8 protein-coding genes and 1 pseudogene are annotated in these 10,020 nt (G+C 59.2%); 7 read left to right on the forward strand and 2 right to left on the reverse strand.

Annotated features, from left to right (window positions below):
• Window positions 1–544, forward strand: a 544-nt coding sequence (locus tag ABX749_RS09860; protein ID WP_372895827.1) for a PilZ domain-containing protein, incomplete at its 5' end; no start/stop codon positions are given.
• Window positions 545–569: 25 nt separating this feature from the next.
• On the opposite strand, the gene ABX749_RS09865 is transcribed toward ABX749_RS09860, so the two are convergent.
• Window positions 570–2,756, reverse strand: coding sequence for a diguanylate cyclase domain-containing protein (locus tag ABX749_RS09865; protein WP_372895828.1), 2,187 nt, complete (start codon window positions 2,754–2,756; stop codon window positions 570–572).
• A 362-nt stretch (window positions 2,757–3,118) separates the two neighbouring features.
• Here ABX749_RS09865 and ABX749_RS09870 point away from each other — a divergent pair, with 362 nt between their 5' ends.
• Together ABX749_RS09870 and ABX749_RS09875 are read left to right on the forward strand one after the other, a co-directional pair.
• A complete protein-coding gene (locus tag ABX749_RS09870; protein ID WP_095740419.1) occupies window positions 3,119–3,667 on the forward strand; it encodes an RNA polymerase sigma factor in 549 nt (182 codons plus the stop codon).
• A 6-nt stretch (window positions 3,668–3,673) separates the two neighbouring features.
• A complete protein-coding gene (locus ABX749_RS09875) occupies window positions 3,674–4,954 on the forward strand; it encodes a Gfo/Idh/MocA family protein (RefSeq protein WP_372895829.1) in 1,281 nt (426 codons plus the stop codon).
• Between the two features lie 71 nt (window positions 4,955–5,025).
• On the opposite strand, the gene ABX749_RS09880 is transcribed toward ABX749_RS09875, so the two are convergent.
• Window positions 5,026–6,225: a diadenylate cyclase gene (locus ABX749_RS09880; RefSeq protein WP_372895830.1), complete on the reverse strand. Its 1,200-nt coding sequence runs from the start codon at window positions 6,223–6,225 to the stop codon at window positions 5,026–5,028.
• 606 nt (window positions 6,226–6,831) lie between these two features.
• On the opposite strand from ABX749_RS09880, the gene ABX749_RS09885 reads away from it, so the two are divergent.
• The 4 genes and pseudogenes from ABX749_RS09885 to ABX749_RS09900 form a co-directional block, all read left to right on the forward strand.
• Window positions 6,832–7,437 (forward strand): hypothetical protein, encoded by a 606-nt coding sequence (locus tag ABX749_RS09885; protein ID WP_372895831.1) that lies wholly within the window; start codon window positions 6,832–6,834, stop codon window positions 7,435–7,437.
• Window positions 7,438–7,710: 273 nt separating this feature from the next.
• Entirely contained in the window at window positions 7,711–9,123 is a 1,413-nt protein-coding gene (locus ABX749_RS09890) for a rhodanese-like domain-containing protein (protein ID WP_372895832.1), read from the forward strand.
• A complete protein-coding gene (locus tag ABX749_RS09895; RefSeq protein WP_372895833.1) occupies window positions 9,120–9,686 on the forward strand; it encodes a YeeE/YedE thiosulfate transporter family protein in 567 nt (188 codons plus the stop codon). Before ABX749_RS09890 ends, ABX749_RS09895 begins: the two co-directional genes overlap by 4 nt.
• A gap of 29 nt (window positions 9,687–9,715) precedes the next feature.
• Window positions 9,716–10,020, forward strand: a pseudogene (locus tag ABX749_RS09900) (YeeE/YedE family protein); the annotation flags it as partial.

A 10,020-nucleotide genomic window follows, 5' to 3' on the forward strand; every position in this document is an offset into this window, starting at 1 on the left:
TCAAATTCCCTGTCAGATTGTGGATCTGAACTCCAGCGGTTGCGCGATTCGCTATCGGCAAACCCGGTCGCTGTTCAAGTCAACGACGTTGGAAATTCGCAACCTCGCGGGACACGACACCTTACAGATGCTCGCGCGGGTTTGCTGGTCTCGTCAATCGGGACTCGATCAATACGCCAGCGGTTTGTATTTTCGCCGTTCGCTTCCCGATGACTTCATTTCAGCTGGCATCCGCGCCGGGCAACTCAGTCGCCGAACGGCACAGCGAGAAACGGTCGACGTCGCAGTCACCATCCGGCAGTGCCAGCCCCAAAACCGCAGCGAGGGGCGAATCGTTTCGACCAGTCGCAGCGGACTACAAGTCATCGGCTCGGATGAATTACTGGTCGGATCACGACTGATGCTGCAGCTCGACGATGGCAACGCCGTCGTCGGCACGAGCGTATGGAGCTCGCGACGAGGGACGCAGTATGCCTCCGGGATCGCGTTCACGCACGCCGGCAACGGGCGTCAGTTCCACAACGCCGTGCTCGAACAGGCGTAGCGGAAGCCGCCAACGGTTTGCCGACTTACTCGCCGCGGTTGATGATCTCGCCCATCAGATAACAGCGAAAACTGGCGACGAGCTGCTGGACCGCGTCGTTCAATTCACGGCGACGGCGATCGCGGTTTCGGATCGGCTTGAGTTCCAAATGGACTTTCGTGCTGCAACCCGGTGTCGCGTTTTCGGTCAGCAGTTCGTCTTTTTGTGCATCGCTAAGCGTCAGCACTGCGTGGAAGGAGATTTTGTGATCGATGCGACGGCGGCCGCCCGGACTGGATCCCGAGACGACTTTCAACGAAAGCTGGTTTTCGGCGACATTGACGATCTCGGCGTGGTGATCGGCGATGAAGCCGCGCAGTTTCTCGATCACCAGATCGACCGGGACGGGTGTCAAGATGTCGACCTTCGTCGCCACGGCTTCGTCGCCGCCGATCAACCAGTCGAACCAACCGACGCGGTGCGCGGGCTCGGCGACTTCGGACATTTTCCCCAAGCCCAGCTGAACGACTCGATTGCGGCCGTTGTCTTTCGCCTTCAGCAAGGCTCGGTCGGCTCGTGCCAACACGGTTTCCGCACTGTCGCCGGATTGATATTCGGTGACGCCGAAGCTGGCGGTGATGCATTCACCGCCGAGGGCTTCGATGGGTGTCGATTCAAGTGTTTGACGGACGACTTCAGCGCGTTTGGCGCCCGTGGCGTTGTCACACGCGTTGGCCAACAGCAGAAATTCTTCACCGCCGTAACGCGCCACCAAATCCCCTTCGCGACTCTGCGACCGCAGAACGTTGGCAAAGACCTTGAGTGCCTCGTCACCGGCCGGGTGGCCGAACGTATCGTTGATTCGTTTGAAATGGTCCAGATCGCAAATCACCAGCGCAAACGTTGGTCCGCCCGCGACGGTGGCGGCGACCATCTCTTCCAGCGTGGTGTCGAAATGGGCGCGGTTGGCGACACGCGTGAGTCCGTCCAGTCGCGTTTGTTTGTGTAGCGTATCAAGTCGACGTTCCAAATGCTCGCGGTCGGACAGGTCGTGAACCACAATCACAGTCCCGTGAGACCCAGGGCGCTCGCCGTGTACGGGAGCGACTTCGACGTGCACCGAAACGGGATCGGTTCCGACGGCTTCGATGATCATCGCACGTCGTACTGATTCGCCCGTTCGAAAACACTCTTGCAACGGACAGATCGTTTCGTCATCGCGGTCGCGGTCGGTGTCACGCATCCGTAGTGCCGCGGCAGACCATTGTTTTCCGATAATCGCTTCGGCGGGTAGATCGGTTAGTCGCTCCATCGCAACGTTCCACTGCGAGACGTTTCCTTCGCCGTCGGTAAAGGCGACGCCGTCTTTGAGTGTCGACAACAGGCGTTGATTGAAAAGTGTTTCGCGGCGGACGACCTCTTTGGTTCGATGCGACTTGCCGACCGCGGGGTTTGCAGTCCCGGTCCAGAATGCCTGAGAATCTTCGGGACGCAGTTGCTGGAGCCAGCGGTGGACCATCGATCCTTGCAGAATCTCCGGTCGGGATTCGAGCAGGCGGCTGAAATCGAGGACCAAATCTGGATCGAACTGGGTGCCGCTACCGCGAACGAGTTCGGCAATCGCACGATCTCGGCTCATTGCCGGCCGGTACACATGCTCGGTCGTCATCGCGTCAAAGGCATCCGCAATCGCCAGCATCCGCGCGCCCAACGGCAGCGCCTCGCCCTGCGGTGTTTCGCCGTCGCGTCGACTGTCGTACCAGAGGTTGCAGTAGCGAATGATGTCCAACAGATCAGGGTCTGTGGTACAGCCTTGCAGAATATCGCAGCCGAGATCAGGACAAGTGTCCATCACAAGCTGCTCGTCGACCGTCAGTTTCCCCGGCTTGCGCAAAATGCGATCGGGAATCCCGATCTTGCCGACGTCATGCAGCAGCGCCCCGACTTCGATTCGATCGCGGACGTCGTGATCGAGTCCCATTTGCTCGGCCCAACTGCTGCAAAACAACGCCACCCTCAATCCGTGTGCGGCGGTCGCGGGGTGTTTGGTCCGCAGCGCGTAGAACAACGAAGTCGCGATCCCCAATCGGACGACGGCCAAACGGTTCTCGGCGTCTTTCTCAGGACGTTCCGCAGGGGATTCGCTGACGGCGTCCGAGGCGATCTGCAATTTCGCCAGCAGATTGGTGACGCAATTCGCCGCTCCCCGAGCAACCGTCGACGAATTCGGCACGCCCCCCGTGGCGGGAACGGCAGCGTTGAAGGTACTAGATTGGGGCTCGAAAGGGGTCTGAGGATGAGTCATTAGGCTCAAATGCGGAGGAGTGACGACGAGAATACCGGCTACTGGCAACCATAGGTCACGTCGGCCGCTCGGGGCGTCGAAAAGAGCGTGATTCTCCCTTGTCGCCTGACTGGTAGAACCGGGACAAGAGGCGCGACGCGCGCCCCCCGTGATGGCGGAGGTTTCCTTTCAAAGCTTGCGATTTGCTGTCACCCCACCTACCATAAAGGGGTCTGCTGGGCGAAGGGTGTCGCCGAAAAGAAGGCAGCAAGCACCGGCTATTGTGAAGCTTCTCTTTTGGTATCGGCACCGTGAGTCTCTCTGACATCGATCGAATCCTGCTACAACGCTGCATCGACGGAGCGCCGCGCGCCTGGCAGGATTTCGTGGAACGCTTTCTCGGATTGGTGATCCACGTCGCCAATCACACCGCCGAATCACGCGGCCTGACGCTCGACGAATCGACCCGAGACGACTTGGTCGCCGAAGTCTTTTTGGTCCTGTTGGCTTCGGACCGGGGGGTTTTGCGACGATTTCGCCGCGACAGTTCCCTGGCAACCTACCTGACCGTGATCGCACGTCGGGTGATCGCCCGAAGGTTGCATCAGGAAGGTTTCCGAACCCGGTTGTCGGTCACCGGTGCCGAACCGGCCATGAACGAGCCGACCGAACGGATCGAGAATCGCGAAGAAGTGGAACGTTTGATGAGCCGGCTTGATCCCGAGGAATCGAGTGTGGTCCGAATGTACCATCTGGAAGGGATGTCCTACCAAGAGATCAGTCAGGCGATCGGGCTGTCCGAGAACTCGATCGGGCCGATGCTCAGTCGAGCGCGACAAAAAATGCGCGAGGGTGCTTGAGGGTTGATGAACAAGTCAAAGGAAAATGCTCTGTCGTCGTGCGCTCGGCGGAGTTTTATCAAGGATAGCGGGCTGATGATCGCCGGGGGCGCCATCGGTGGCGCCGTCGCGGTCGGAAAAGCGGTTCAGGGCGGTAGCACTGCCCCAATCAAAATCGCGATCATCGGTTGCGGTCGCCGCGCCCGTGAACTCGCCGATGCCGTCTGGGCCATCGACGACGAAGCGGTGCAACTGGTCGGACTGGCGGATTACTTTCATTCGCAAACGCAGTCGATGTACCGCAGTTTGAAAGGACGCTACACCGGCCAGATCGCAGCGGATTGTGTTCGTTCCGGCGGCGAAGATTGTCTCAGCCCGATCCTGGAGTCGGACGCCGACATCGTCTACGTGACCACACCGCCGGTGGATCGCCCCGACTGTTTTCAACGCATCGTCGAAGCCGGCAAGCACGTCTTTCTGGAAAAGCCACTCGCCGCGGACGCCGCCGGCGTGCTCCAGACCATCGACACGGCGAAACAGGCCGAGGCCGCCGGATTGACCGTGCATGTCGGTTTTCAGCGACGCTATGACAACCGTTACCAAGACGTGATCCAACGCGTGCGCAACGGCGCCATCGGAACGCCCATCTTTGCCAGAGCGTTTTGCAATGCGGGATCCCTGCGGCCACCGGTCCACGCCCGGAACGAATCAGACGCCGAATTCCAACGCCGCAATTGGAATCATTATCAATGGACCGGAGGCGATTTCTTGATCGAGCAGCACGTCGCGGGGTTGGACGTGATCCGTTGGGCGCTCGACCAACCCGCCTTCGTCGCTCAAGGTCAGGGAGGCTGGGGCAGCTTCGACACCGCTGAACATCAATCACTGCCAACCGATCGATCGGGCGATGTATTTGATCATCATACCGTTGAATTTGAATTCGCCAGCGGCGCGGTGTTGCTGTCGCAATGTCGTCGAGTGGCCAAATCGTGGAACAATACCAGCGAACACGTCCACGGTACCTTGGGACGGGCCGAATTGTCCGCAGGCAAAATCTATTCCCTCGACGGCGAGGTCGTCTGGCAGTCCGATCAACCCTCGTCGCTCAAAGCGGCGACGGTCGCACAGCAACGAGCCTTCCTGCAATCGATTCGCCGCGGCACCGCGGAAAACCAGGTGGCGTCTGCGGCCGCCAGCACGCTGATGGCAATGCTGGGACACCAAGCGACGCGAACCGGCAAACGGATCCAGATGGTCAAATGGATCAACGAAGCCAAGTACCGCATGGGACAAGCCACGAACGCCTGAAGCGATTCACTGTGGCGGCATCGGTATTTCCAACGGTGACAAACGGCAGTGACTTGCTGACACGAACGAGGCTACGGTTGGCCCGCCGAATCGTTGTTGGACTTGCGTCTGATCGTGACCGACACCACCTCCGGCAGCACCGACTCGATCTCCAGCGACTCGGGAATGTTCTTCAGGTGAGCTTCCGTTCGCCAATAGTTTCTTAACCGCCCCCCTTCTCGCTCGGTGTCTAACGAGACCGTTGCGGTCGTCGCGTCCAGCAGAGCGAATGCGGATTCGGTACCTGAGAGCGTCACTTCCGCATACGTTGGTTTCGGCTCTTCGATTTCCCAACCGTCGCGGAGGTTTCGAAATTCCACCGGCACGACAAGCGTGCGCTGGATCATTTCAGTCTCGAAGGCAAACATCAGCCACAGCAGCAACGCGCCGGCCACGGATAGAACCGGGACCGACACACGACGAAACCAACTGGGGCGGGCCATGTTGGCCGACTCGGCGCCCTGCAACGACCTGATCAACAACGGCACAAGACTTTCCGCTTCGACGCGTTGCAGTTCTCCATCCTTGGCAACGCTAATCGTGCCACGCTCTTCGGACACGACCAAGATCGTCGCGTCGGAGACTTCCGCCAACCCGACGGCAGCAGCATGTCGAGTGCCGCCTTCGGACAGCTTCGCCGCCTGTTGGGTCAATGGAAGATGCACGCCTAGTCGACTGATGCGCTCGCGCTCAATGATGATCGCACCATCGTGCCCCGGCGACTTGGGATGAAAAATACTCAACAACAATGGCTGACTTGCTTTCGCATCAACGTCCACGCCACCACGGAGGTGACGTTCCAATGGCTGACGACCTGGTAGAACGATCAGCGCCCCGACGCGATGGTCAGCCATTTGACAAACCGCTTCCGCCAAGATCTCTGCCAGACCAAACGACTGCCGATCACCCGGGGCATCGGACCGCCAAAGGCCAGGCGACCACGTCCACGAAGTCAGCCGCTCGAAGCCGTGCCGGATGTCCTGTTGGAAGACAATCACCAATGCCAACAGAATGGCGACCGAGCCGTAGTGAAAGACCATTGTCACCAGATAAAGGTCCAACCACCGCGCGAGCAGGAAGATCATGGCGATCGTGGTGACGACCACGCCCAACGATCGAGACGCACGATCCCTGAGCCAAAACAGTGTCAGGCAAAGCAGCACGCCAATGATGGCGACGTCCAGCAGATCAGTGAGTGAAAATGTCTGCCAAGCGTCGCGTACGATCTTCATCAGCTCGCCTCTCCAGGGTCCAACCGAAACAACACACAAACACGACCGCCCACAGTGCCCCGCAAACGCAGGAGTGTCGTGAATGGATCAGCCAGTTCCTTCGCGGCCACCTCAGCGCAAAGAGTGATTCTGCGTCAAGTCACCGAGCCCTTCTGCAATTTCCATGCCGTAGAAACTAGCGAGCACACTGGTCGGTTTTCGCGCATCGGAATCAACCTTCCTCTGCAATCGACGAATTGACGATCTGAGTGCTTCTCCCTCCCAGCCGGATCATCGACTTCAGTCCCGAGCGAAGCAGTGAGCCGCGACGCTCAAGCGGCCAAAACATCCTTCAGCCCCCGATTCAATTTGCCACTTGTTCTCATTCCATCATTGCGCCCTCGAGAACACGTTGGCAACGAGCGGACGATGACGCTTCGGAACGACCAAACCTCGCGAATTCATGAAGATCACCCCGTTGGCGATACGGTTGGAACGCAAGTTGCCTGTGGCCTGTCGCTTGAATCGATGTTCCGACAAGGAACGCGACCAGCAGTATCGATACCGTTCATTGCTCACCCGTGGCGACGGTCCACGATAACAACTCGAAAATGGAAGGCCCTGCGGATGAGTGATGATCAACGGCAAATGCTCGGCCGGCTGAAGAACGACCTGTTCACCGCAGCCGTGATCGGGGTGGTGATTGCCCTCAGCGTCGGCATCTCGACCTTCGCGATGGGACACGTGGGCGATGGAGAGGCGCGGCGTTTACTCGAATCGGTGATCCCGACCAGTCGCTTGTTCTGCTCGAGCATCTTGACGGTTTCGGCCACCGTGCTGGCGTTGATGTTGACCATGATCGGGTTGGGGCATAACGCCGATGCGGGTTTCTCCGACGCTCACTATCACCGGATCATCAAGATTGCACTCTACGACGCGATCCTCTTCGGGGGCGGCGCGATCGTGTTCGTTTTGCACTGCGTGCCGATCTACGATTCAGACACGATTCCCGGCTGGTGGTATCCCACGATCTATTACGGGGTGCTCGTCACGCTCGCAATACTGGCCGGCGGCGCCGTCGCGATCATCACGTTGCTCTACCTGGCCGTCAAAGATCTCATCGAAGTGATCGCATTGGGGAGAACGGATCACTGCCTCGCAATGTCGGTCTCAGACAGTGATGAACCAGACGGCGATCAACCAGACGGTAAAGCATCGGACGACGCTGAATAGCCTAGACCGCGACCGTTGGGTCCCCCCGAAACCACCGAGCAAGGGCTGAGAGACCTGGCTGAGGGATAGGGCGCACCGATGCATCCGGCGATCGACCAAGCTGGAGGATTCGAGACCAGACCCTGGCGTGAATCTGTTTGAAAATCGGTCGGCGCTTCGAAGCTGGATGGCTCTGCGACAGCGACGACCAGCTTGGCCCGTCGTTTGCATGGAAGGCTCAACCGCAAGTTGCTCTTTTGTCAACAATGACCGTCCGCAGGAGGATGACCCAGCATGTTCGTTCAAGAAACTGTGTTAACTGATGGCATCGCCCAGCTGTCTTATCTGCTCGGCGATACCGACACGGGCCGCGCTGCCGTGATCGATCCGCGAACCGACGTCGAGGTTTATGAACAGCTCGCGCGGAAGCATGGCTTGTCGATCACCCACATTTTCGAAACACACATTCACGCGGACTTTGTGTCGGGAAGCCGGTCATTAGCCCAGCGCGTCGGACGAGCAAAAATCTATTTAAGCGGAGATCATGCGGACTATCAGTTTGATGGTGAGCCCGTCGTTGATGGAGATTCCTTCGACTTCGGTTCCTTTCATCTGACGGCACGCCATACGCCGGGGCACACGCCGGAGCATCTGACGTTTGAAATCGCTGAGAGCGACCACCGCGACACGCCGTGGGCCGTGTTCACCGGCGATTCACTGTTCGTGGGTTCGGCCGGTCGGCCTGACTTGCTCGGGGAAGGCCAGACCGCGCAGCTGGCCGAAGCGTTGTATCACACCTTGTACGGCTATTTCTTAAAGCTGGATGACTTCGTAACGGTCTTCCCGGGCCACGGCGCCGGCTCGGCATGTGGAGCCGACATCGGCGATCGCCTGCAGAGCACGATCGGGTACGAGCGACGCACGAACGCATTCCTCAGTTATCCCGACCTGGAGTCGTTCTGCCAGTTTGTGGTCTCCGATGCCCCTCCGGTTCCATGGCACTACCCGAAATTGAAGAAGGTCAACGCGGCGGGACCGGAGATCATGGATCGTCTGCCAACCATCCCGGCACTTCCACCAGACGACTTCCGTCGCGTCGCACGCGAACCCGGCGTCCACGTCGTGGACACGCGGTCCATGCTGGCCTTCGGCGGAGGTCACGTTCCCGGTGCGATCAACATCGGAGGGCGACCAGAGATGTCGGCGTGGGCGGGGCAAATGCTGGACCTGGACCAGCGTCTACTGTTGGTCGTCGAAAGCGAAGACGATCTCGATCGGATCCAGCGACTGCTCGTCCGTACCGGGCACTGTAATTTCGCGGGCTACCTGAGCGGCGGAATGAAGGCGTGGGAGATCGGCGGATTACCGCTGGAGACTCTGGAACAAATCCCTGTCCAGCGACTGCGTGAGTTGCAGGTCAGCGACGGCGATCTGACGATTTTGGATGTTCGCGCCCCCGACGAATGGGCGTCCGGTCACATTCCAGGTTCGAAACATCACTTCGTCGCCGACATGCGCGACCGCATCAATGGCTTGGACAAAAATGCACGATACGCCACGTATTGTGCCAGCGGATATCGGGCCAGCATCGCCGCCAGCCTGATGAAGTCGCGTGGTTTCAGCGATGTCAGCAATGTTCCCGGAAGCTGGGGCGCTTGGAAGGCGGCCGGGTTCCCGAGTGAACAACCCGAAGGAGCGACGGCATGATCCTGCAAACGCGATTCCCTTCGCTGACAGTGCTCGCCGAAGTCAATCCGCTCGAGTACTCCGGTCCCGCGTGGTCGCCCTACTTGGTCGGAGCGTTGATCGGCGTGCTGTCGATGTTGACGTTCTATTTTTCAAATAAACCCTTGGGCGCGTCGACAGCCTACGCGCGTGTGGCCGGCATGCTGGGCAATCTGGCAGCCCCACGTCACACGCAACGGCTGAAGTACTTCCAAGACAATCCGCCAAAAGTTGGCTGGGAAGTCATGCTGGTGCTCGGCGTGATCCTCGGTGCCTTCTTGGCGGCATGGAGCGGAAACGAATGGACCGGACGTCTGTTACCGCTGATGTGGCAAGACCGCTTTGGAGCCGATAGCGGATTGCTTCGTGTCATCGTCGCGTTCGGCGGCGGCGTACTGATGGCGTTTGGTGCACGAATGGCCGGAGGCTGCACCAGCGGCCACGGGATCAGCGGCACGCTGCAATTGGCGGTCGGATCTTGGATCGCCGCCATCTGCTTTTTCATTGGCGGTATTGCGACCGCGATGCTGATGTACGCCGTTTAGGCGGCCAATCTTCCCCAGGAGCCCACCTCATGTCCACCACCACTGAAAAGCCAAGCGATACACCGGCGACCGATACACCGGCACACGACACCACAACACCACACGCCGAAAACGATCATGACAAGCAACCCAAGCCGCTTCCGGCGGCTCACCGTTCACTTGCGTTGGGCGTGCTCTTCGGCGTTGTCTTTGGCTTCCTGTTGCAAAAAGGCGGCGTCGCAAAGTTCCACGTCTTGATCGGACAATTGTTGTTAGAAGACTTCACCGTGGTGAAAGTCATGCTGTCCGCTGTCGTCGTGGGCATGTTGGGAATCCACGCCATGCACAGGGCCAA

Source organism: Stieleria sp., from assembly GCF_041595215.1.
In the GTDB taxonomy this organism is placed as follows: domain Bacteria; phylum Planctomycetota; class Planctomycetia; order Pirellulales; family Pirellulaceae; genus Stieleria; species Stieleria magnilauensis.

Excerpts from the sequence above, each read along its gene's own strand:
- ABX749_RS09875 (WP_372895829.1), top strand. The coding sequence starts at position 3,674 with ATGAACAAGTCAAAGGAAAATGCTCTGTCGTCGTGCGCTCGGCGGAGT.
- ABX749_RS09880 (WP_372895830.1), bottom strand. The coding sequence starts at position 6,225 with ATGAAGATCGTACGCGACGCTTGGCAGACATTTTCACTCACTGATCTG.
- ABX749_RS09885 (WP_372895831.1), top strand. The coding sequence starts at position 6,832 with ATGAGTGATGATCAACGGCAAATGCTCGGCCGGCTGAAGAACGACCTG.
- ABX749_RS09890 (WP_372895832.1), top strand. The coding sequence starts at position 7,711 with ATGTTCGTTCAAGAAACTGTGTTAACTGATGGCATCGCCCAGCTGTCT.
- ABX749_RS09895 (WP_372895833.1), top strand. The coding sequence starts at position 9,120 with ATGATCCTGCAAACGCGATTCCCTTCGCTGACAGTGCTCGCCGAAGTC.